This is a genomic window from Microbacterium sp. PI-1, assembly GCF_004337555.1.
GTDB lineage: Bacteria > Actinomycetota > Actinomycetes > Actinomycetales > Microbacteriaceae > Microbacterium > Microbacterium aurugineum.
Genome location: NZ_SJYZ01000002.1, coordinates 70,672 through 91,742, shown reverse-complemented (window position 1 = coordinate 91,742; position 21,071 = coordinate 70,672). Strand labels below are relative to the sequence as shown.

General features: G+C 67.9%; 20 protein-coding genes and 1 tRNA gene. 10 read left to right on the top strand and 11 right to left on the bottom strand.

The genetic code is table 11. The features are described from left to right. The first annotated feature begins 73 nt into the window (after positions 1-73). Positions 74-331: a type B 50S ribosomal protein L31 gene (locus E0W80_RS02345; protein ID WP_047520045.1), complete on the top strand. Its 258-nt coding sequence runs from the start codon at positions 74-76 to the stop codon at positions 329-331. 80 nt (positions 332-411) lie between these two features. Here the strand turns inward: E0W80_RS02345 and E0W80_RS02340 are convergent, their stop codons facing one another. From E0W80_RS02340 to E0W80_RS02330, 3 genes are read right to left on the bottom strand one after another with little or no spacing between them, the layout of a single operon-like run. Continuing rightward, complete coding sequence (locus E0W80_RS02340; protein WP_047520047.1) at positions 412-693, bottom strand: hypothetical protein; 282 nt, start codon at positions 691-693, stop codon at positions 412-414. A gap of 59 nt (positions 694-752) precedes the next feature. Beyond that, a complete protein-coding gene (locus E0W80_RS02335) occupies positions 753-2,000 on the bottom strand; it encodes an alpha/beta fold hydrolase (protein ID WP_165875375.1) in 1,248 nt (415 codons plus the stop codon). A 2-nt stretch (positions 2,001-2,002) separates the two neighbouring features. Next, positions 2,003-4,006 carry a DUF262 domain-containing protein gene (locus tag E0W80_RS02330; RefSeq protein ID WP_131491158.1) on the bottom strand — a complete coding sequence of 668 codons (2,004 nt, stop codon included), beginning with the start codon at positions 4,004-4,006 and terminating at the stop codon, positions 2,003-2,005. Positions 4,007-4,182: 176 nt separating this feature from the next. Between E0W80_RS02330 and E0W80_RS02325 the strand changes: the two genes are divergently transcribed. Next, positions 4,183-4,956, top strand: a complete 774-nt coding sequence (locus E0W80_RS02325) for a hypothetical protein (protein WP_047520053.1) — start codon at positions 4,183-4,185, stop codon at positions 4,954-4,956. 183 nt (positions 4,957-5,139) lie between these two features. Next, entirely contained in the window at positions 5,140-5,643 is a 504-nt protein-coding gene (locus E0W80_RS02320; RefSeq protein WP_028501717.1) for a DUF3145 domain-containing protein, read from the top strand. A 139-nt stretch (positions 5,644-5,782) separates the two neighbouring features. Here the strand turns inward: E0W80_RS02320 and E0W80_RS02315 are convergent, their stop codons facing one another. Beyond that, positions 5,783-7,186: a PLP-dependent aminotransferase family protein gene (locus tag E0W80_RS02315; RefSeq protein WP_131491157.1), complete on the bottom strand. Its 1,404-nt coding sequence runs from the start codon at positions 7,184-7,186 to the stop codon at positions 5,783-5,785. Between the two features lie 94 nt (positions 7,187-7,280). Here E0W80_RS02315 and E0W80_RS02310 point away from each other — a divergent pair, with 94 nt between their 5' ends. Further along, positions 7,281-7,946, top strand: a complete 666-nt coding sequence (locus E0W80_RS02310) for a hypothetical protein (RefSeq protein ID WP_131491156.1) — start codon at positions 7,281-7,283, stop codon at positions 7,944-7,946. A 196-nt stretch (positions 7,947-8,142) separates the two neighbouring features. Here E0W80_RS02310 and E0W80_RS02305 read toward each other — a convergent pair whose 3' ends face one another. From E0W80_RS02305 to aceE, 6 genes are all read right to left on the bottom strand, one after another. Beyond that, positions 8,143-9,381 carry a beta-ketoacyl-[acyl-carrier-protein] synthase family protein gene (locus E0W80_RS02305; protein WP_131491155.1) on the bottom strand — a complete coding sequence of 413 codons (1,239 nt, stop codon included), beginning with the start codon at positions 9,379-9,381 and terminating at the stop codon, positions 8,143-8,145. A 97-nt stretch (positions 9,382-9,478) separates the two neighbouring features. Further along, positions 9,479-9,727 carry an acyl carrier protein gene (locus E0W80_RS02300; protein ID WP_120776183.1) on the bottom strand — a complete coding sequence of 83 codons (249 nt, stop codon included), beginning with the start codon at positions 9,725-9,727 and terminating at the stop codon, positions 9,479-9,481. A 68-nt stretch (positions 9,728-9,795) separates the two neighbouring features. Then, positions 9,796-10,797 carry a beta-ketoacyl-ACP synthase III gene (locus E0W80_RS02295; RefSeq protein WP_131491154.1) on the bottom strand — a complete coding sequence of 334 codons (1,002 nt, stop codon included), beginning with the start codon at positions 10,795-10,797 and terminating at the stop codon, positions 9,796-9,798. Continuing rightward, entirely contained in the window at positions 10,794-11,714 is a 921-nt protein-coding gene (locus E0W80_RS02290) for an ACP S-malonyltransferase (protein WP_131491153.1), read from the bottom strand. The genes E0W80_RS02295 and E0W80_RS02290 overlap by 4 nt, the downstream gene beginning before the upstream one ends. A 99-nt stretch (positions 11,715-11,813) precedes the next feature. Next, positions 11,814-13,010, bottom strand: a complete 1,197-nt coding sequence (locus tag E0W80_RS02285; protein ID WP_047520064.1) for a PucR family transcriptional regulator — start codon at positions 13,008-13,010, stop codon at positions 11,814-11,816. Positions 13,011-13,041: 31 nt separating this feature from the next. Next, positions 13,042-15,768 carry a pyruvate dehydrogenase (acetyl-transferring), homodimeric type gene (gene aceE, locus E0W80_RS02280; protein WP_131491152.1) on the bottom strand — a complete coding sequence of 909 codons (2,727 nt, stop codon included), beginning with the start codon at positions 15,766-15,768 and terminating at the stop codon, positions 13,042-13,044. Positions 15,769-15,921: 153 nt separating this feature from the next. Between aceE and E0W80_RS02275 the strand changes: the two genes are divergently transcribed. From E0W80_RS02275 to E0W80_RS02255, 5 genes are all read left to right on the top strand, one after another. Further along, positions 15,922-15,994 (top strand) — tRNA-Val (locus E0W80_RS02275). A 32-nt stretch (positions 15,995-16,026) separates the two neighbouring features. Next, the gene (locus E0W80_RS02270) at positions 16,027-16,716 is read left to right on the top strand and encodes a potassium channel family protein (protein ID WP_131491151.1); all 690 of its coding nucleotides are present in this window, start codon (positions 16,027-16,029) and stop codon (positions 16,714-16,716) included. Between the two features lie 74 nt (positions 16,717-16,790). Beyond that, positions 16,791-17,348, top strand: a complete 558-nt coding sequence (locus E0W80_RS02265) for a dihydrofolate reductase family protein (protein ID WP_131491150.1) — start codon at positions 16,791-16,793, stop codon at positions 17,346-17,348. An 83-nt stretch (positions 17,349-17,431) separates the two neighbouring features. Beyond that, a complete protein-coding gene (locus E0W80_RS02260) occupies positions 17,432-18,319 on the top strand; it encodes a TIGR01777 family oxidoreductase (protein WP_131491149.1) in 888 nt (295 codons plus the stop codon). Between the two features lie 58 nt (positions 18,320-18,377). Beyond that, a complete protein-coding gene (locus tag E0W80_RS02255; protein WP_131491148.1) occupies positions 18,378-19,331 on the top strand; it encodes an L-lactate dehydrogenase in 954 nt (317 codons plus the stop codon). A gap of 37 nt (positions 19,332-19,368) precedes the next feature. Here E0W80_RS02255 and E0W80_RS02250 read toward each other — a convergent pair whose 3' ends face one another. Continuing rightward, positions 19,369-20,133: an SDR family NAD(P)-dependent oxidoreductase gene (locus tag E0W80_RS02250; RefSeq protein WP_131491147.1), complete on the bottom strand. Its 765-nt coding sequence runs from the start codon at positions 20,131-20,133 to the stop codon at positions 19,369-19,371. Positions 20,134-20,233: 100 nt separating this feature from the next. On the opposite strand from E0W80_RS02250, the gene E0W80_RS02245 reads away from it, so the two are divergent. Then, positions 20,234-21,070, top strand: coding sequence for a helix-turn-helix transcriptional regulator (locus tag E0W80_RS02245; RefSeq protein ID WP_131491146.1), 837 nt, complete (start codon positions 20,234-20,236; stop codon positions 21,068-21,070). The last annotated feature ends 1 nt before the right edge of the window (position 21,071 follow it).

The following is a 21,071-nucleotide window of genomic DNA, read 5'->3' as shown; positions in this document are numbered from 1 at the left end:
GACCCTTGGTGCTCTCTGCACCGCAGACTTCCCTCGTCCCTGGCACAATCCAGGGCAGCAACTAAGGAATCCCATGAAGACTGACATTCACCCCGACTACCAGGCAGTCGTGTTCCGCGACCTCGGCTCGGGCGAGACGTTCCTCACCCGTTCGACCGTCACCAGCGACAAGACCATCGAGCTGGACGGCGTGGAGTACCCGGTGATCGACGTCGAGATCTCCTCGGCATCGCACCCGTTCTACACGGGCAAGCAGCGCATCATGGACTCGGCCGGTCGCGTCGAGAAGTTCAACCAGCGCTTCAAGGGCTTCGGCGGCTCGTCCAAGTAACGACTGCCACGACGAAGGCCCCATGCTCCTCGGAGCGTGGGGCCTTCGTCGTGCCCGGCCGTGTGTGTCGGATCCGGTCGTCAGATGTCGAGCCGGATCCGGCCGTCGTCGATCGTGTCCGGAGGATCGCCCGGGGATGGGGCCGGGGCGGTCCGCTGCGTCTGACGGTCGCGCTCGATACCCGCCTCGTGCGCAGACGGCGACCAGACGGCATCGAACGCGCCGCCGAGGCCCCCTCCGCCGGATTCGTACTTCTTCTCGATCGGTATCCGCGAGAAGCCGAACGCGATGGCGACGATGACGGCGGAAAGCAGGAGCAGCAGCACGCCGACCGTGACGAGCACGCCCACACCTTCTTCCATGCCCTCCAGGGTAGACGGCAGCGGGAACGAGGGCATCCGCCCCGAGGGGGAGGAGTCGCTCAGCGCAGACGGCGCCCGTGGGCCAGGTCGATCAGGCGCGACAGTACCGGCCCGGAGCGGAGTCCGTTGTGCTCGTGTTCGTTCGTCACCCACAGCGTGACGTCGGGAAGCAGGCGTGCCGTCTCGAGGGAGAACTCCATCGGGACGTAGACGTCGTTGACGTAGACCGCGGCGGCGCCCGTCGCTCCGGATGAGGCGATCGCGTCTGCATCGTAGATGCTCGGCCACTCGTGCTCCGCGAGCGCGAGGGTGACATCGCGCCACGGCTGGAAAGCGGGCACCGTCTCGGTCCACTCGCGACGGATGTGCTCGCCCGTGAACAGCGTCGGGTCGTCGCGGAAGTCGGAGGGCTCGGTGCGTTCAGCCGACCACCGCGTGGCGTGTCCGTCGGCGTAGCTCGACTCGTGGAAGGCGAAGTAGAGCGGGTTGCGGCCGTCGAAGGGCATCGCGTGCATCAGGTCGTACCGGAAGGCGTTGGAGGACGGGTCGCGTTCCAGAATCGACCACACCGTCTGCCAGCCGTCGTCGGTGCCGAGAGCGGATCCCAGCGACCGCAGCCGCGAGCGTGAGACGACTTCTCCGTCGGGCAGGACGATGTCTCCGGCATCCGCACGTTCGACGAGGCGCCGCATCACGTCGCGATGCTCGGGGAAGCGGCGGTAGTAGCGCTCCGAGGCGTCGCGCATCTTGTCGTAGCAGAGCGCATACACGTCGTCCGGGTGGCGCCCGACGGCGCTGAGGCCACCGGTGATGAACACGTCGTCGAGCGAAGAGGCGTCGGTGGAGAGATACGCGAGGGTGGTGAAGCCGCCGAACGACTGTCCGAGCACGCTCCAGGTGGTGGCACCCAGATGCTCGCGCACGGCCTCGCAGTCGCGCACGATCGCGTCCGCACGCAGATGGGTGAGGTGCTCGGCCACGGCGTCCGTACCGCGCTCCAGGTCGTGATCTCCGACCGGAGTCGAGCGCCCGGTACCCCGCTGGTCGAGGAGCACCACCCGATAGTGCGCGAGTGCGCCGTCGAGCCACGCGGGCGCGGTCGAGGAGTGGAACGGACGCGGCGCCTCGTGGCCCGGACCGCCCTGGAGGAAGACCAGATACGGGAGCGACTCCCCGCCGGCGCGGGAGACCACACGGGCGAACACCTCGATCGTGCGGGGGTCGGAGGCGTCGTCCCAGACCAGGGGGACGGTGAGGGTGTGGTCCTCGACGGTGAGGTCGAGCAGCTGGCGGACGGTGGTGCTCATGGTCACATCACGTTCCCGATGTAGGAGTACTTGACGAAGACCTCTGAGGCGATGCCCGACTCCTCGAGCACGCCCTGCACAGCGGTCATCATGTAATTGGAATCCCAGCCCATGTAGAGGAAGTGGCCCTCGTCGAGCTGGTCCCACTGGCCCTTCCACGCCATGTCCCGGTAGATCGGTCCGCCGTGTGCCGCGCAATAAGCCAGGGCTGCCTCCCTCGTGTCGGTCCAGGCGCGACGGAAGACCCGGTTGAACAGGTACTTGACGTCGGGGACCTCCCAGCGCTCACCGCGGTACTCGACATAGTCGAACTCGCGCTCCCATCCGGTGGGCCATCCGCGACGCCGAACGGCGTCCAGGATCGGTGTGAGTCCGTCGTCGTCGATCTCCGGGAGGGCGGGGCGCGCCCAGATGCGGATCAGCTCGGCGGTGAGGGCGACGGTGCGCTGGGTGATGGCCGCCGTGCCCCAGGAGGGGATCTCAGCGAGGTCGCGCGTCGCAGGCACGGAACTTCGGGCGTAGGCCTCGACGCGCTTGATCGAGAAGGAAGCACCGAACACCCGTTCCGCCAACGGCTGCTCGAGAAGAGTCAGATTGCCGAGGGTCGGCGCGAGCGCCCGGTGGCTGTTCTGCTCATCCTCGGTGTATTCGCTCCACGGGCGCTCACCGTCGCCGGACCAGGCGTCTCCCGGAACGGTCGGCGCGATGTGCTCGATGTCGTACGCGTCGAGGTCGTCGACGCCTTCCACACGCCCCAGGACGTAGGCGGGGCGGGGGAGTTCGCTGTACTTCAGAACTGCGCTCACTCGCTCGTCCGACGGAGTGATGCGGGCGAACGCGCGTGCGAGCGCGTCACGGCCGTCGCGGCGCGCGCGGCAGAGGCGAGCGATGAGACGTTCGGACGGCAGGTTGACCAGTGCACGACGGAGATACAGCGCCTGAAGCCACTCCAGGGTCTCGATGAGTTCGGCGCGGTCGATGAGACCGCGGAGGTGGTCGCTGTAGGCGCTCATCACCAACGGGGCGGAGGCGCGGCCGAAGGTCGTGACCTGGCGTAGCTGCCGCGCGATCTCCGGATCCGGCTCGCGCGTCGGGTCGAGCAGGACGCCGTAGATCTCTGCATGGTGTCGCCACTCCTCGGCGTCGGCCTGGAGATGCGCGACGTCGACACGGGGGAAGGACTGCCGGAAGGCGCTGTACACGCCGTGCTCGCCGTTCGCTGCGACCTCACGCCCCGTCACGAGGACGAGGTAGTGCCGCCAGAACGCGCCGATCGCCTCTCCCGTGTGGTGCTCGATCGGCACCCAGAAGCGGGCTTCGACGTCGACCTGCTCCGCGTGGCTGAGGCCCATCAGGATGTAGTTGTGGATGAGCTCGTGATCGCGCAGAGGCTCGCCGGTCGAGTTCAGGCTCTCGAAGATCTGCTGCGCGTTCGCTCGGGCGCCGAGCGTGATCGACACGTGCTCGAGCCGCTGCAGCCCGCGCCAGATCAGGGGGACCTCATCCACGTGGATCTGGCTGCGGAAGAACGCGTAGTTGTCGTCGAAGCGCGACTCGCGATCCGCGTCGTCGCGGCGGTCGAGCACGACGGATTCGTAGAGCTCGGCCCAGGCGTCGTGGGGGCGCAGCTTCGTGCGTCCTGGGTCATCGGAGCGGACCAGGACGCGTTCGAGCGACGACGCCAGCACGGGGTCGGTGTCGCGGATGGCATGGTGCAGGGCCGCCACGAGAAGCATGAGCGTCGTGATGCGCTGCTGTCCGTCGATGAGGATGAGGTCGGACTCCCTCGATGCGCCGTCCTGCGCGGACAGGATCGACCCGAGGAAGTGGCGGTGTGCGTCGTCTTCGCGCGCGACAGCACGGATGTCGGAGAGGAGCCGTTCGCAGCCGCCGATGTCCCACCGGTACTGGCGCTGGTACACCGGCACCACGATCGTCGACGTGTCCGCCGCGAGCCATTCGATCGTGTTGACTGCTGTCGCCTCGACGTTGGTCGCGGTGCTCATGCTGGTGTCTCGTCCTCCCGTAGCGACGGGTGCCGAGACTTCGCCGGGCACCCCGATCAGTCTATTCGGTTATGCACGGCCGACCTCCGAAGGGGGCGCAGGCTTCGCTGTTAGGCTTGCCTTATCAGGGCCTGTTAAAACGTGCTGGCCCCCGATGAAAGGAACATGACTCGATCATGGGTTACATCAAGTCCGCTGCCCTCGAGGACAAGGGATTCGTCGTCCTCGACAGCTACAACCAGGAGCTCGACCCCAAGGAGTGGCTCGACATCGAGTACAACGACTGGAAGTCGTCGGGTGACACCCGCTTCGCTCCGCTCGCGAGCGCTTTCGGTGACATCGAGTGCAACGGTTTCTGGAACCACAAGCCGCCGCGCACCGACAAGGACGGCGTCTGGATCGACTCGCAGACCGAGAAGGCCCCGAACCTGACGCGTCGCGCGCAGGAGCCGGGCGCCAACGTCGGACGCTGCCGCGTCATCGAGCTGCAGCCGACCCCGTACGGCGACTGCCTCTACAACCTCCACCAGGACGACAACAACCGTCTGAACCCCGACGGCACCGGCTGGGTCGTGCGCGGATTCTTCAACCTGACCGATGACAAGGACAGCTACTTCGTCCTGCGCGAGAACCGCACGGACCCGAGCATCGAGTACCGCATCGCGCTCCCGGCCGGAGCGCAGCTCATCGTCGACACGCAGCGCCTGTGGCACGCGGCGACCCACAACGGCACCGAGCCGCGCTACTGCCTCATCACGTCGTGGACCTCGGGCCCCGAGCTCGACGCCTACATCGAGAAGTACCACGGCACCGACGACGTGCCCAACTACGAGGTCGACCAGGAGACGCTCGAGTTCGGGTACGCCGAGCAGGCTCGCAAGGACGCCGCTCGCGCGGCCTACTATGCCGCGAAGGGCCAGCAGGTGAAGCAGGCCATGAGCGAGGCCTGATCTCGTCAGACTCCGGACCGACTGCGGTCCGAAGGCCCCGGTCCCGGTGACCGGGGCCTTCGTCATGAATAACATGCTTGTGATTTTGGGCGAACTCGGCGAGAATGGGCGCACAACCGCATATTCTCGCCACTTCGTGGTTCAGGTCGTTGGGGAAGACGCACCTGATGAAACGGAGAGATCATGGCGACGGCTTACGCACGCGGAGTGGTGTTCATCCACTCTGCGCCTCGCGCGCTCTGCCCGCACCTCGAATGGGCGGTGGGTCGCGCTATCGGGCGTGCAGTGAACTTCGATTGGACCGAGCAGCCCGTGCTGAACGGCGCGCGACGCGCCGAGTTCTACTGGGACGGTCCGGTCGGCACCGGAGCTGCCCTCGCCACCTCGATCCGCGGCTGGGAGCACCTCCGCTTCGAGGTCACCGAGGACCCGACACCGCGCAGCGACGGCGGACGCTGGTTGCACACGCCCGACCTCGGCATCCACTACGCACAGACCGATGCGGCCGGGAACATCGTCATCGGTGAAGACCGGATCCGCTACGCGATGGAGATCGCCGCGGGCAGCGCGGTGGAACTGCAGCGCGAACTCGACATCGCCCTCGGGTCCGCGTGGGACGAGGAGCTCGAGCCCTTCAGGCACGCCAGCGACGACGCCAGGGTCGTCTGGCTTCACAAGGTCGGGTAGTCCCGACTCCAGAGACTGGGAGCGGGGAGGCGTGAGTATCGGATGCCGGTGAATCATCCCGGACGCTGAGAAGACGTATCCCCACCCCGCACGATGAGGACCCCGCCCCGGAGACGAGGCGGGGTCCTCGTCGTCTGGATCAGATCACGGCGGCGTGCTCGAGGTCGTCGGCACGGGATGCGGTGCCCCTGCGCACGTCTTCCCAGGCCAGCGCCAACCGTGTCATCGCCTCCGCGGTGCGGTCGGGCGGGAGGGTGATGGGCAGACGCAACCGTCGTTCCAGGACGCCACCGGTGGTGAAACGTGGGCCCGGCGGCAGGATGAGCTGCCGTTCACGCGCGGCCAGTGACAGCGCGGTGGAGAGCGGGCCGCCGATGTCGACCCAGGCCGAGAGCCCACCCGGTGTGCGAGGCATGTGCCAGCCGGGGATCCCGGCGACGCCGGCTTCGACGGCAGCGCGTCCTGCGCGCAGACGTCGGCCCACGTGCGAGGTGAGGGCGGGCATCTCCGTGAGCAGCTCGATCGCGATGCACTGCTCCAGCAGTGCGGTACCGAGCTCGAAGGAAGGCCGTACCGCGAGCAGCCGCGCGACGACGGAGCGTTCGGCACGGATCCATCCGATCCGCATTCCTCCCCAGGCGATCTTGGACATCGATCCGACGGTGATGACGTTGGGTCCGCTGGCGGCCATCGGCGTGGGCGACCACCCTCGGTCGATGTCCAACTCCGTGGTCGTCTCGTCGACGATCAGATGCGTGCCCACGTTGCGCGAGGTCGTCACGATCCGCTGGCGGTCCTCGTCCGGCAGGGTGGCCCCGGTCGGGTTGTGGAAGTCGGGGATCAGATAGGCGACGTGAGGACGCGCGCTGAGCAGCGTCTCGTTGAGGTGCCGTGTATCCCACCCCTCCACGTCGACCGGCGTGGGGACCAATCGGTACCCGTGGCGGTGCAGAGCCTCGAGCGCGTGGGGGAAGGTCGGTTGCTCGACGAGCGCTCTCTCGCCCCGTCGGCCGATCGCCGTGAGGATCAGGTTGACCGCGTTGAGCGCCCCGGAGGTGATGATGATCTCCTCCGCGGATGTCGGAGCTCCGCGCTCACGGAACCGCTGCGCGACCGCGTCTCGGAGTTCCGGCAGTCCTTGCAGCGAGTACCCGCTCGTGCCGCGCAGTGCGGCCAGCCGCGGGAGCGACCGCACGGTGGCGTCGTACAGTCCGGGGGTGGAGTCCATGGAGGCGATGGAGAGGTCGATGGCCGTGTCGTCGGCGTCGAGACCGGGGGCTGCGTGATCGTGGGGGAGGGCGACGCGCGTGCTGCCCCCGTGCAGCCGGGTGACGTAGCCGTCATCCTCCAGCAGGCCGTAGGCGCGGGTGATGGTCGAGCGAGACCGCCGCAGCTCCCGCGCGAGGGCGCGTTCGCTGGGCAGGCGTTCGCCGACGGTCAACCGGCCGTCGAGGACCAAGGCGCGGATGCGATCGGCCAGCACGCTCGCGGCGGTACCGGCCACGTTGTGCGCCCCGAGCTGTTCGACGAGTCGTGATCCCATGAGTCCAGCATGGCGCAAACTGGACTCGCATCGGCAGGCCACTTGTCGCCAGTGGCCTCGGCATCGCGCTGTATGCGGGAGCCAGAGTGGAATCATGTTCCTCCGTGCCGTGCTGCTCCCCATCCAGGCGTCCTCCCGCAAGGACCTCGTCGAGCGTCTCCTGCAGCTCGTGTTCGGCCTGTTCCTCTACGGCGTCGCGCTCGGGTTCATGGTGCGCGGCGGCATCGGGGTGGCGCCGTGGGACGTCCTAGCGCTCGGACTGGCCGGCCAGACGGGTGTCGGTTACGGCGCCATGACCGTGATCGTCTCGGTCGTCGTCCTGTTGCTGTGGATCCCGCTACGTCAGCGTGTGGGCCTCGGAACCGTGTTGAACGCGCTCCTGGTCGGGCCGAGCGCTGATCTCGCGCTGCTCCTGATCCCGCAGCCTCCGTCCGTCTGGATCGGGGCTCCGATGTTCGTCTTCGGGCTGGTGCTGTTGGCCTTCGCGACCGGCCTCTACATCGCCGCGGACTTCGGTCCCGGTCCGCGTGATGGGCTGATGACCGGTTTGGTTCGGCGCACCGGATGGGCCGTCTGGGTGGTGCGCACCCTGATCGAGGGCAGCGTCCTGGTGATCGGCTTCATCCTCGGAGGCCCTGTGGGCGTCGGTACGGTGCTTTTCGCGTTCGGGGTCGGCCCGTTGATCGGGGTCTTCCTCCCGTATCTCACCCGATGGCGTGAGGCTCGTTCGCGGCGACTCGGAACACTGCGCCCAGCCTGAGCGGCATCCACATCCGTCCGGGCTCTTCCCGGATCCGTCCCGAGTCTTCCGGGCCGAAGTGCGCTCGACACGTGCATGATCCGCGCACGCCTGCATGACCGAGCGCCAGGAGGAGGCCAGACATCCGTCGGATTCTCATGCATATGCGAAGAGAGGCCCTCCGGAATCCCGGAGGGCCTCTCGCTGCACGGTGGCGTCAGTCGGCGCTGGCGACCACGAGGACCGCGTTGTGTCCGCCGAAGCCGAACGAGTTGCTGATGGCGATCTGCGGACCGTCGCCGAGCGCCGTGGGTGCGCCCGAGAGGCGGAACGGCACGGCGGGGTCCGGCTCGGTCATGTTGATCGTCGGGGGTGCGACACGGTCACGGAGCGCGAGGATCGAGAAGATGGCCTCCAGTGCGCCGGTGCCGCCGAGCAGGTGCCCTGTGGAGGCCTTCGTGGCGGAGACGGGGATCTCATCGATCCGGTCTCCGAAGACCTTCTTGAGCGCGACGTACTCGTTGGGGTCGCCGACCGGAGTGGACGTCGCGTGCGCGTTGATGTGCGTGACCTGATCAGCGGTGATGCCGGCCTCTTCGAGCGCCTGCGTTACGGCACGGGCCGCGCCGTTGCCCTCGGGGTCGTTGCCGGTGATGTGGTACGCGTCGGCGGTGACTCCGCCGCCCAGAACGTAGCCGTAGATCTTGGCGCCGCGAGCCTTGGCGTGCTCTTCGGTCTCGAGGATCAGCGCCGCGGCGCCCTCGCCCATGACGAAGCCGTCACGGTCGATCGCGCCGGGGCGGGAAGCGTGGGCCGGGTCGTCGTTCCGACGAGACAGCGCCTGCGCCGAAGCGAAGGAAGCCATCGTGATCGGGTGGATCGCGGATTCGGTACCGCCGGCGATCACGACGTCGGCGAGGCCGTCCTGCAGATGGTGGTATGCGTGGATGATCGATTCGGTGCTCGAGGCGCACGCGCTGACGACGGTCTGCGCGTAGGCGCGGGCCTCGAACTGCAGGGAGAGGTTGCCGGCGGCCGCATTGGGCATGAGCATCGGGACCGTGAGCGGCATGACCCGACGGGGGCCCTTCTCGCGCAGCGTGTCCCAGGCGTCGAGGAGAGTCCAGAGTCCGCCGATGCCGGTGGCGAAGTCGATACCGAGGCGCTCGGGGGCGACCTCGGGGGTGCCTGCATCCGCCCACGCCTCGCGTGCTGCGATCAGGGCGAACTGCGAGGACGGGTCGAGGCGCTTCGCCTCATGGCGGGGGAGAACCTCTTCCGGGCGGACGATCGCCTCGGCGGCGAAGGTGACGGGCAGCTCGTACTGCTGGACCCAGTCGTGTTCGAGCGTGCGGGTGCCGGACATGCCGGCCAGCAGGTTCGTCCAGTTCTCCGGGGCCGTTCCGCCGATGGCGGAGGTGGCGCCGATGCCGGTGACGACGATGCGCTTGGTCATGGGGTGTGGTTCCTTATCGAAACGAAGTCGAACGGGTGAGAGGGCAAGGCGGAGGATGCCACTCCCCGCGAGGTGCGGGGGTGGCATCCTGCCGGGATTACTCCTGGCCCGCGACGATGAAGTTGACGGCGTCGCCGACGGTCTTGAGGTTCTTGACCTCGTCGTCGGGGATCGTGACACCGAACTTCTCTTCGGCGTTGACGACGATCGTCATCATCGAGATGGAGTCGATGTCGAGGTCGTCGGTGAACGACTTTTCCGGGGCGACCTCGGAGGCGTTGATGCCGGTCTCGTCGGTGATGAGCTCTGCGAGGCCCGCGAGGACCTCATCGTTGGTGAAAGCCATGTGGTCTTCCTCTTTCTTACGGGTTGTATTCGGAACCGTGGAACAGTCTAGAGAAGGTCAGCGCATTCTCAGGGAAGGACGACGACCTGCGCGGCGAACACCAGTCCTGCTCCGAACCCGATCTGCAGGGCGAGCCCGCCCGAGAGCTCGGGGTGCTCGGCCATCAGCCGGTGGCTCGCGAGCGGGATCGACGCGGCCGAGGTGTTGCCCGTGGTCTCGATGTCGCGGGCGATCACCGTCGACTCGGGGAGCTTCAGCTGCTTGGCGAACTCGTCGATGATGCGCATGTTGGCCTGGTGCGGGATGAACGCGGCGATGTCGGTGGGCTCCACACCCGCCTTGTCGAGTGCCTCTCGGGCGACCTTGGCCATCTCCCACACCGCCCAGCGGAAGACGGTCTGCCCCTCCTGACGGAGTGTCGGCCAGGGCGCGACACCGTCGCGGAAGTCCGTGAGCGTGGCGTTCATGCCCACGGCATCGGCCTTCGAGCCGTCGGAGCCCCAGACGGCGGGTGCGATCCCCGGCGTGTCGCTCGGGCCGAGGAGCGCTGCGCCCGCACCATCGCCGAGGAGGAAGGAGATGCTGCGATCGGTCGGGTCGACGACGTCGGAGAGCTTCTCGGTGCCGATCACCAGGGCGTAGCGCGCGGCGCCGGCCTTGATCAGTGCATCGGCCTGGGCGATCGCGTAGGCGTAGCCGGCGCAGGCGGCATTGATGTCGTACGCCGCGGCGGGGTTCGCGCCCACGCGGTCGGCGACGATGGCCGAGACGGAAGGGGTCTGCTTCGGGTTGCTGATGGTCGCGACGATGACCAGGTCGACCTGATCGGCCGGCACGCCCGACTTCTCGATGGCTTCGGACGCCGCCTCCGCAGCGAGGTCGATCGCATCCGTGTTCTTGTCGGCGCGGACGCGGGTGATGATGCCGGTGCGCTGGCGGATCCACTCGTCGCTGGAGTCGATCGGGCCGATCAGATCTTCGTTCGGCACGGCGTTCTCGCCGCGCGCGGCGCCGTAGGAGTAGATACGCGTGTATGCCGGTCCGGTCACCTGGGCGAGGGTGGGGCTCATGCGGCTTCTCCGTTCAGCAGCGCGACGGCTGCATCGAGGTCTTCGGGGGTCTTCACGGCGACCGTCGGCACGCCTCGGAGGCCGCGCTTGGCGAGGCCGACCAGCGCACCGGCGGGCGCGAGCTCGATGACACCGGTGACGCCGGCGTCTGCGAAGGATGTCATGCAGAGGTCCCAGCGCACCGGCGACGAGACCTGGTCGACCAGGAAGCTCAGCGCCTGGGTGCCATCCGTGACGGCAGAACCGTCACGGTTGGTCCAGAGCGTGATGTCGGGGTTCGCGGGGGTGACGTCGGCGACCGCGTCGCGGAGGACGGAGACCGCGGAGGCCATGTACCGGGTATGGAACGCGCCGGCGACCTGCAGCGGAACCACGCGGGTTCCCTTGAGCGGTTCCTCGGCGAGAGCGGCGAGAGCCGGAAGCGCGCCGGCGACCACGATCTGGCCGCCGCCGTTGTAGTTCGCGGGGGAGAGGTGGAGTTCGGCGAGTCGCGCCAGGAGGGCTTCTTCATCGCCGCCGAGCACAGCGCTCATGCCGGTCTGCTCCTGCGCTGCGGCGTCGGCCATCGCGCGGCCCCGGATGCCGACGAGGCGCATCCCGGTGTCGGCGTCGATGACGTTGCTGCCGACGAGAGCGGCGATCTCACCGACGGAGTGTCCGGCGATGCCGTCGGCGCGTCGGCCCGCTCGCTGGACCAGTGCGTCACCGGCGATCAGCGAAGCCGCGACGATCAGCGGCTGCGCGATACGCGTGTCGCGGATCGTGTCGGCGTCGGACACCGTGCCGTGTTCGCGAAGATCGACCTCCGCGGCGTCCGAGTACGCGGCGAGGCGTTCGGCCACTCCGTCGAGCTCGAGCCAAGGAGCGAGGAAACCGGGGGTCTGCGAGCCCTGACCAGGGCATACGACGACAATCACCCACCCAGTCTGCCAACGATTGCGGCAGAGCGGTGGATGATCCATCACAAGATTCCGAAAAACCCTTGTGTGTGGCGTACAGAACGGCGGCGGACGGGCTCAGCGCTGCGGGCGTCGCAGCGGCGCCCGCTTGCGCACCTGCTCGGCGGCGCCGATGGATCCGAGGATGAGGGCGGTCTGCAGGATGAGCGCCTCGCGGGGCCCCGTGGCGTCCCAACCGATGACTTCGCTCACGCGCTTGAGGCGATAGCGCACCGTGTTGGGGTGCACGAAGAGCTCGCGCGCGGTCGCCTCGAGGGAGCGTCCGTTGTCGAGGTAGCTCCAGAGCGTGGTGACCAGATCGGTCGAATGCGCCTGCAAGGGACGGAAGATCCGCTCGATCAGGGTCTGCTTCGCGAGCGGATCTCCGGCGAGCGCCCGCTCAGGCAGCAGATCATCGGCTTCGACGGGGCGTGGAGCACCGCGCCAGGCACGCGCGACCGCGAACCCGGCGAGGGCGGCCCGAGCGCTCTGGCTCGCATCGACGAGCGCGGCCACGGGGGGTCCGAGGACGACGTAGCCCGGCCCGAAGGACGGCTCGAGGCGGGAGGCGATCTCCTGGAACCCGAGTTCCTCCTCCTCGTTCTCCTGGCCGTCCACGCGCGCGCGTCCGAGGACGAGCACGAGACGGGATCCCTGCACGCCGATGAGGACATCGACGGCGAGCTTCCTGGCAGTTCGGCGGACCAGGTCCACGTCGAACTGCGGCGGTGTCGTACCGACGAGGACAGCGACCTCGCCGTGACCGTGCCACCCGAGCGCCGCGATGCGGCTCGGAAGCTCTTCGTCGGCCTCTCCGGTGAGGATCGAGTCGACGACGAGGGCCTCGAGACGTGCGTCCCAGAGCCCTCGGGCCTCCGCGGCCCTGGCGTAGACGTCGGCCGCAGCGAACGCGACATCGCGGGAGTAGAGCAGGATCGCCTCGCGCAGGTCGTTCCCGCGCCCGGCGACGCGCTCCTCGGTGACTTCCACCGTCACGCGGATGAGTTGCAGCGTCTGCTGGAGGCTGACGCTGCGCAACAGCTCCCGGGGAGCGGCGGCGAAGATGTCGGCCGCGATCCACGGGGTGGAGGTCGGATCCTCGTACCACTGGATGAACGACGTGATGCCCGCCTGGGCCACCAGCCCGACCGCGGAGCGGCGGGCTGGTGGCATGTCGGCGTACCACGGAAGGGTGTCCTCCAGGCGCTTGATCGTCACCGAGGCGATGTCACCGGAGATCCGGCGCAGCCAGGTGAGCGTCGCGGCCTTGTCCATGCCGGAAGGAGAGGATCCTGTCACCGAGGGCTCAGCTTTCGCCGCCCGCGTTGCCGCTGGTTCCCGCGTTCACGTCGTGCAGGCTGTACTTCTGGATCGCCTGTGCCGCGAGCGAACGGTCGATCGTCCCCTCTTCGGCGAGCGACTGCAGCGTCCGGACCACGATGGACGGTCCGTCGATCTTGAAGAACCGTCGTGCCGCGGCACGGGTGTCGGAGAAACCGAAGCCGTCGGCGCCGAGCGTGGCGAAGCGGTTCGGAACCCACGGGCGGATCTGATCCTGCACGGCGTGCATGAAGTCGCTCACGGCGACGACCGGACCCTCGGCGCCCTGCAGCTTCTCGGTGAGGTACGCGGTGCGCGGCTCGGCCTCGGGGTGCAGGAAGTTGTGCTCGTCGGCGGCGAGGCCGTCACGACGCAGCTCGGTCCAGGAGGTGACCGACCAGACATCGGCGATCACACCCCAGTCGTTCTTCAGGAGTTCCTGCGCCTCGAGCGCCCACGGCAGGCCGACGCCCGACGCGAAGAGCTGGGCGCGGGGGCCGTCGCCCTCGCCGACCGACACGCGGTGGATGCCTCGCACGATGCCGTCCACGTCCACGTTCTCCGGCTCAGCCGGCTGCACGAGGGGCTCGTTGTAGAGCGTGATGTAGTACATCACGTTCGGGTCCTCGTGCTCGCCGCCGTACATGCGGTCGATGCCGGATCGCACGATGTGCGCGATCTCGTAGCCGTAGGCCGGGTCGTACGAGAGCGTCGCCGGGTTGGTGGCCGCCAGCAGGTGCGAGTGACCATCGGCGTGCTGCAGGCCTTCACCCGTGAGGGTGGTGCGACCCGCCGTCGCGCCCATGATGAACCCGCGGGCCATCTGGTCGCCCGCCGCCCACTGGGCGTCGCCCGTGCGCTGGAAGCCGAACATCGAGTAGAAGATGTAGATCGGGATGAGCGGCTCGCCATGGGTGGCGTACGAGGTTCCCGCAGCCGTGAATGCCGCGACCGCGCCCGCCTCGTTGATGCCGACGTGCACGATCTGCCCCTGCGGGCTCTCCTTGTAGGCGAGGAGCAGCTCGCGGTCGACCGAGGTGTAGTGCTGGCCGTTCGGGTTGTAGATCTTCGCGGTCGGGAAGTACGCGTCCATACCGAACGTGCGTGCCTCGTCGGGGATGATCGGCACGATGCGGTGGCCGAAGTCCTTCGTGCGGAGGAGATCCTTCAGCAGACGGACGAAAGCCATGGTCGTGGCGATCTCCTGGGTGCCGGAGCCCTTCTTGGGAAGCGCGTACGCGGCGTCGTCCGGCAGCGAGAGACCCACATGGGTCGACCGGCGCTCGGGGAGGAATCCGCCGAGAGCCTGACGGCGCTCGAGCATGTACTGGATCGTCTCGTCCTGGGGCCCCGGGTTATAGTAGGGCGGCAGGTAGGGGTTCTCCTCGAGCTGCGCGTCCGTGATCGGGATGTGCATCGCGTCGCGGAACGTCTTGAGGTTGTCCAGCGTCATCTTCTTCATCTGGTGGGTCGCGTTGCGCCCCTCGAAGTGCGGACCGAGGCCGTAGCCCTTGACGGTCTTCGCGAGGATGACGGTGGGCTTGCCCTTGTGCTCGGTCGCGGCCTTGAACGCGGCGTAGACCTTGCGGTAGTCGTGGCCTCCGCGCTTCAGGTTCCAGATGTCGTCGTCGGAGTAATCCTTGACGAGGGCGGCGGCACGCTCGTCGCGTCCGAAGAAGTGCTCGCGGATGTACGCGCCGGACTCGGCCTTGTAGGTCTGGTAGTCACCGTCGGGGGTGACGTTCATCAGGTTGAGCAGCGCACCCTCGGTGTCGCGCGCGAGCAGATCGTCCCACTCGCGGCCCCAGACGACCTTGATGACGTTCCAGCCCGCGCCGCGGAAGAACGACTCGAGCTCCTGGACGATCTTGCCGTTGCCGCGCACCGGACCGTCGAGACGCTGCAGGTTGCAGTTCACGACGAAGGTCAGGTTGTCGAGTCCCTCGTTCGCTGCCACCTGGAGCTGACCGCGGCTCTCGACCTCGTCCATCTCACCGTCGCCGAGGAACGCCCAGACGTGCGACTGGGAGGTGTCCTTGATGCCGCGATTCTCGAGGTACTTGTTCGACATCGCCTGGTAGATCGCATTGATGGGGCCGAGGCCCATCGACACGGTCGGGAACTGCCAGTACTCCGGCATCAGACGCGGATGCGGGTAGGAGGGGATGCCGTACGGCGCGTGCGACTTCTCCTGACGGAAACCGTCGAGCTGGTCCTCGCTCAGGCGTCCCTCGAGGAACGACCGTGCGTAGGTGCCGGGGGAGGCGTGACCCTGGATGAAGATCTGGTCGGCCCCGCCGGGGTTGTCAGCGCCCTTGAAGAAGTGGTTGAAGCCGACCTCGTAGAGAGCGGCCGACGAGGCATACGTCGAGATGTGACCGCCGACGCCGATGCCGGGGCGCTGTGCGCGGTGCACCGTGATCGCAGCGTTCCAGCGGATCCAGGCCCGATAGCGGCGCTCGACCTCTTCGTCACCCGGGAACTCGGGCTCGTTCTCCGGGGCGATCGTGTTGATGTAGTCCGTCGTCGGGACCATCGGCACGCCCAGGTGCAGTTCCTTGGAACGCTTGAGCAGGCTGAGCATGATCTCGCGGCCGCGGCCGTGGCCCTTGGCATCCACCAGCTCATCGAGGGACTGCTGCCACTCGCCGGTCTCCTCCGGATCGCTGTCGAGGGGGCCCTGGGAGTACGGATCCTGGTCGTGCACGGTCACGGGGGAACCTTTCGTCAAGCTGGCAGGTCATGCCAAGGAAACGGGAAGCGACACGGGCAGCCTTGTCAGCTGTGCACAACGCGCGCCGGATTCAGCCTATCCCTCTTCCACGACACGGGTGCGCATCGGCCTCCCGATAGACTGACGGCACCAGGGCCTTTAGCTCAGCTGGTAGAGCGCCACGTTTACACCGTGGATGTCGTCGGTTCGATCCCGGCAGGGCCCACCTCGCGCGCGACGCTCGTGTTAGATGGGCGCATGGATTCGTCACGTTCGTCTTTCGATCGCTGGGATCGCTTCGCGCGTGTGCCGCTCGTGTTCGCCGGGGTCATCTTCATCATCGGCTTCTCCGTCTTCGTCATCGCTCCCGATCTGCCGCCGCTCGTGCGGACGGTCACCGGCAACACGACGATCCTGACGTGGTTCATCTTCGCCGTGGACTACATCGTCCGTGTGTGCCTCACTCGGAAGGGCACCAGGTGGCGCTATGTCGTGCGTCACCCCGTGGAGCTCCTCGCGGTCCTGCTTCCGGTGTTCCGGGCCGTGCGCGTGGTCGACCTCGCTCGTCAACTGCCGTTCTTCCATGCCCGCACCGGCAGCGTGGTGAGGACCGAGCTGATCATCTACTCCGCCGCATACTCGGTGACCTTCGTCTACTTCCTCGCTCTCTCGACGCTGAGCGTGGAGCGGTCCGCGCCGGATGCGACCATCGACAGCTTCGGCGATGCCGTGTGGTGGGCGTTCGTGACCCTGACGACGGTCGGCTACGGCGACATGTACCCCGTGACCGTCGCGGGACGGTTCTTCGCCGTGCTCCTGATGCTGGGCGGCATCGTCATCATCGGCATCACATCGGGAACCGTGGTCTCCTACATCACTGACCGCGTGCGCGAGTACGCCTTGAGCTCGTCGTCGAGCGACAAGACGGACTCTGACGGGAGCGCGTGAGTCATCTCCCGGCGATGCCCACCGCACGCCTGCGGACTCTGGCGGTCACGCGGCCACGGACCTAGGCTCCCGGCATGGGACTCCTGACCTTCAGCATCAACGTCACCCTCGACGGCTGCATCGATCACGAAGTGGGCATCGCCGACGACGAGACACACGCGTATTACACCCGTCTCCTCGAAGAATCCGGCGCGATGCTCTGGGGGCGCACCACCTACGAGATGATGGAGGATGCCTGGCCCGCCGTCGCGCGAGGAGAGACGGACGCCCCGCCGGCGCTGCGCGACTGGGCTGTCGCCCTGGAAGCCACACCCAAGTACGTGGTCTCCGCCACACGCCAGGATTTCCCGTGGACGAACAGCCACCGGATCCACGGCGATCTGCGCGCCGGAGTGCAGAGACTCAAGGATGAGACGCGCGACGGGGTCCTCGTGGGAAGCGGCATGCTCGCGACCGAACTCGACCGGTTGGACCTGATCGACGAGTACCGGTTCCTGGTGCATCCGCGGATCGCGGGCCACGGTCCCACGCTGTACGAGCGGGGGCTCCCCGCCACTCGACGCCTGGCGCTGGTCTCGTCGACACCGTTCCGTAGCGGTGCGGTAGCCCTGCACTACCGTCGCGCCGACTGACCTCGGCTAGGGGCATCGCCGGGACGGCGCGTACGCTGGTGAACCATACGATTCGACGACCGACGGACAGGAAGCTGCAGCACATGGCGCGACGCATCGTCGTGAGCGGGGCCTCGGGCCTGATCGGTTCAGCCCTCGTCTCCTCCCTGCGCGCCGACGGGATCGACGTCACCGTTCTGGTCCGTCGTGCGCCGCACGGAGCGGGTGAGGCGCAATGGGCACCGGGGGAGCGTCCGCTCGATCCGGACGTGCTCGCCGGTGCGGAAGCCGTCGTCGCGCTCGGCGGCGCCAGCGTCGGCCGTCTGCCCTGGACACGCCGCTACCGTGCGGAACTCGTCGATTCGCGCTTGCAGACGACCCGCACCATGACGACGGCCCTGCGTGCCCTGCGCTCGGATGCGCCGGCACTGGTCTCGGCGTCCGCTGTCGGGTACTACGGGTCCGCTCCCGGCGAAGTCCTCACGGAGGAGTCCGCAGCCGGTGAGACCTTTCTCGCCGATCTGACCGTGCGCTGGGAGGCCGAGGCTCGACGCGCCGAGGACCACACCAGGGTCGCGCTGCTCCGCACCGCCCCCGTGATCCATCGTCGCGGAGTGCTCAAGCCGCTCATCCAGCTGACCCGCTTCGGCGTCTCCGGTCCTCTCGGACGCGGAACACAGGTCTGGCCCTGGATCTCGCTCGACGATGAGGTCCGGGGGATCCGGCACGTCCTGGACACGAAGCTCGCCGGACCGGTCAACCTCACGGGGCCGACCCCCGCGTCTGCGAACGACATCGGCCGGGAGCTCGCTGCGCGCATGCACAGACCGTTCTGGCTCCCCGCGCCGGCCTGGGCTCTGCGCCTCGCCCTCGGCGACGCAGCGGACTCGCTGCTCCTTCCGGACGCCGATGTGCGGCCGCGGGTTCTGGAGCGCGGGGGCTTCGAGTTCGCTCATCCGACGGTCGCTCAGGCGGTCGCCGCCGCGCTGTGAGCATTTCCGACGGCGTTCCCCCTGCCGGAGAGGCGCACTGCACTGCGAGACTGAGCGCATGGAGATCATCGAGAACTCGAAGCTCACGGTCGTCGGCGCGGGAAGCGTGGGATCCAGCGTCGCCTACGCCGCACTGATCCGCGGATCTGCGCGTCATGTCGCGCTCTACGACATCGCCACCGAGAAGGTCGAGGCGGAGGTCCTCGACCTCGCGCACGGAACGCAGTTCACGGGTTCGAGCGACATCGTCGGTGGCAGCGACATCTCGGTGGCCGCGGGTTCGCACGTCGTCGTGATCACGGCGGGAGCCAAGCAGAAGCCGGGACAGACCCGGATCGAGCTCGCTGAGGTCAATGCGGGGATCATCCGCCGCATGATGCCCGAACTGCTCGAGGTCGCACCGAACGCGGTGTACGTGATCGTCACCAACCCGTGCGACGTGCTCACCGTGATCGCTCAGGAGGAGACCGGACTCCCGCCGGAGCGGATCTTCGCGTCCGGTACGGTGCTCGACACCTCGCGGCTGCGCTGGAAGCTTGCCGAGAGGGCGGGCGTGTCGACGGCCAGTGTCCACGCCCATATCGTCGGCGAGCACGGTGACACGGAGTTCCCGTTGTGGTCTCGGGCGACCATCGGCACCGTGCCGATCCTCGAGTGGGAGACGCCGGGACACCCCCGGTTCACCCTCGAGGAGTTGCAGGAGATCGCCGTCGACGTGCGCGATGCCGCCTACAAGGTCATCCTCGGCAAGGGGGCGACGAACTACGCCATCGGGCTGTCGAGTGCGCGAATCGTCGAGGCCATCCTTCACGACGAGCACGCCGTCATGCCCGTGAGCACGGTGTTGCGCGACTTCCACGGTGTCGACGGAGTCGCGCTGTCGGTGCCTTCGATCGTCAGTGCGACGGGCGCTGTCCCGATCCGCAACACGTCGTTCTCCGACCACGAGCTCGCGCTGCTGCGGCAGTCCGCCGACGCGTTGACGGCGGCTGCGGCGTCTCTGCACCCGTGAGCGGGGCGCCGGTGCGCGACCGGCACCCCGCGTCGGCTCAGCGCCCGTGCGGGTCGGTGGCGTTCAGCGTGGCGACGACCCGGTCGTAGTCACCGCGGGCCTCTCCGTAGCGGAGGAATTTCACGCGTTCCACCTGGATCTCGGTGGCGTTCGGCCGCGACTCGATCAGCTCCATCACTTCGTCGATGAACTCGTTGAGCGGCATAGCGGACTCGTTCTCCTCATGTCCGGGCATGAGAGGCGTGCGCACCGCCGGCGGTTCCAGCTCGAGCACCGACACACTGCTCCCTTCGAGCTGCAGGCGCAGGGATTCGCTGAGCATGTGGATCGCGGCCTTGCTGGCGTTGTAGCTCGGCGTCGCGCGGAGCGGGGCGAAGGCGAGGCCGGACGAGACCGTCATGATCGTCGCTTCCGGCTGCGCGCGCAGATGCTCGACGAAAGCGGCGATCAGCCGGATCGGCCCGAGGATGTTCGTCTCGACGGTCTCCTCGGCGGTGGAGAGGAATCCTGTGGGCGTGGTCCAGTCCTCGGCCCGCATGACACCGGCCATCGTGATCAGCACGTTCAGGGCGGGGTGCTCTGCGAGGACAGCTCGGGAGGCCGCATGGATGCTGTCGGCGTCGGTCGTGTCGATCCGCACCGTGTGGATACCGGGATGCTCGCCGGCGATGGCTGTGAGCCGGTCTTCGCGGCGTCCTCCCACGATCACGGTGTTGCCGCGGGCATGCAGACGCACGGCGAGGGCGAGGCCGATGCCGCTCGTCGCGCCCGGGATGAAGATGGTGTTTCCGGTGATGTTCATACGATCAGCCTCGGCGTCCCGGAACCGTCCCTCCAGAGAGCGGTCATCCAGGGATCACCGGTCCCTGGAACCTGCGCGGACGTCGGGGGATACTTCAGAGGTGGATCGTGATGCGCTGGCCGAGTTCCTGCTCCGGCGACGTGAGGCACTGCGGCCTGCCGACGTGGGACTTCCGGCCGGACCTCGACGCCGGACCTCCGGGTTGCGCAGAGAAGAGGTGGCACAGCTGGCGACCATGTCGACGGACTACTACACGCGCCTGGAGCAGCGGCGGGGACCCCAGCCCAGCGTGCAGATCCTCTCCTCCCTGGCACGTGCTCTGCGCCTGACCGAGGACGAGCGCGACTACCTCTTCCGGCTCTGCGGACACAGTGCCCCGGACCGCGCCCCCCTCACCGAGTACGTGCGTCCCGGCATCCTCCGCGTGCTCGACCGGCTGCACGACACCCCGGCATTCGTCGTCTCGCTCCTCGATGAAGTTCTCGTGCAGAACGATGCCTCCCGCGCTCTCGTGGGCGATTCGACCGCACTCACCGGGCTCGACCGGAGCGGCATCTACCGCTGGTTCGCCCATCCCGACGTCGAGCGGCGGCGATATCGCGAGGTCGATCACCCGCGACAGGCTCGTGCCCTCGTCGGCGCTCTGCGCGCTGCACACGGGGTGATGGGTCCCCGGTCGCGGGCGGGGGAGATCGTCGAGGCGCTGTCAGCCCGGAGCCCGGAATTCGTGGAGCTGTGGGAGGCGCACGTGGTGAGCCGACGGTTCGAGCAGCACAAAGTGATGGTGCACCCGGAGCTGGGGGAGATCGAGGTCGACTGCCAGGCGCTGTTCAGTGAGGACGAATCGCAGGCGCTGATCGTCCTCACCGCCGCACCCGGGAGCGAATCGGCGGGCAAGCTCGAGTTCCTTCGCGTGCTCGGCACGCAGCGCGTCTGAC